Source organism: Collinsella aerofaciens, from assembly GCF_028207065.1.
Taxonomy (GTDB): Bacteria; Actinomycetota; Coriobacteriia; order Coriobacteriales; family Coriobacteriaceae; genus Collinsella; species Collinsella aerofaciens_AR.
The window spans coordinates 1-1,453 of the sequence record NZ_JAQLFP010000063.1 but is presented as its reverse complement, the minus strand read 5'-3'; the positions used below and the strand labels follow the sequence as shown (position 1 = coordinate 1,453).

At 65.2% G+C, this 1,453-nt stretch carries 1 protein-coding gene and 1 pseudogene; both read right to left on the bottom strand.

All coding sequences use genetic code 11. The features are described from left to right. Positions 1–38 precede the first annotated feature (38 nt). Positions 39–815 (bottom strand): annotated as a pseudogene (locus tag PMX72_RS10250) (IS3 family transposase); the annotation flags it as partial. A gap of 99 nt (positions 816–914) precedes the next feature. Then, positions 915–1,453 (bottom strand): helix-turn-helix domain-containing protein (locus PMX72_RS10245; protein WP_347487368.1); only part of this gene is annotated, 539 nt, incomplete at its 5' end.

The window sequence follows — 1,453 nt, the reverse complement described above, 5'->3', positions numbered from 1 at the left end:
TGAACTGCGTCCCAAATCTTGGACGCCCTAAATAGCGACTAGGCCGCGAGGGCCTGATTCCGGAACTCCTCCGGGGTCAGGCCCTTCAATCTTACCTGCCTCCGGCTCGTGTTCCAGTGGACTATGTATTCCTCCAGGTCGCGTTTGAAATCCTCGAACGTCTCCCACTCGCGGCCCCGGTAGAACTCGTCCTTGACGTGGCCGAAGAGCTGCTCGGTGGCGGCGTTGTCGATGCAGTTCGCCTTCCTGGACATGCTCTGGACGATGCCGGCGGCCTCGAGCCTGGATGTGTACGAGGCGTGCTGGTACTGCCAGCCCCGGTCCGAGTGCATGGTCGGGGCGGCGCCCTCGGGGATCTTGGACAGCAGCTCGTCGAGCATCCTGACCTGCTGGGCCATGTCGGGCGTGGTCGATATGTCGCTCGCCACGATCTCCTTGGTGCAGAAGTCCAGCGTCGGGGCCCAGTAGGCCTTGCCGCCCGCCACCTTGAACTCGGTGACGTCCGTTCCCAGCTTCCGCCACGGGGCCCCGGCGTCGAAATCCCTCGCGATCACGTTCTCGAACGTCCTGCCGACGACGCCCCTGTACGAGTTGTACCTGTGGTAGGCCGTCTCGCGTCTGATACCGCAGCGAATCCCCATCTCGCGCATCATCTTGAGCACGGTCTTGTCGGCTATCACGGCCCCCTCTTCCGCCCTGAGGCACATCGCTATCTGCCGGTGCCCGCAGCCGTTGGCGGTGCGCGAGAAGATCTCGGCGGCCGCCCCCCGGAGCTCGGGGCGCGTGGGCCTCGGCGGGTGCGCGAGGGCGTAGTAGTAGGTCGCCCGCCATGTTGGCCTCGGCGCATGCGAGCAGGTGCCCGAGCGCGTGCCCCTCGGCGCGCAGGGCCGCGACCGCTTCGTCCTTCGCCCTGGTCAGAGCCCGTCCCTCTCGACCAGGGCGCGTAATTTTTTTAGGTAGGCCACCTCGGCCTCGAGCCTACGGCACCGCTCCTCGAGCTCCTCCTCGCGGGTCCGCGGCCTCGCCTTGGAACCCTTCGGCCGGCCCTTGGGCCTCGGGCGCAGGGCCTCCGCGCCGCCCCGGCGGTATAGCGCGCACCACTTCTTGAGCGGCGACATCGACATTATGCCGAACGCCGCCATCGCCTCGGTCTTCGTCATGCCGCCGTCGACGACGGCGGAGGCGGCGGCGACCTTCTGCTCGTATGTGTACCTGCCCTGCTTTCCGTCCATGCGCAGCAGCACCTCGCTCCCGAATGCGCGGTATATCTCCTGCCATCTTCTCACGGCTTCCACGGGAAGCGAAAGGGCGATCGCGGCAGATTTATACCCGTGCCCGAGCTCGAAGAGCCCTATGGCCGCCTTCCTGGCCTCGATATCATGCTTCACTCTCAAATCAACGCGCATAAAGAAAGCCTCCCATTTCTCATGTCCAAGAAATGGGAGGCAGTTCA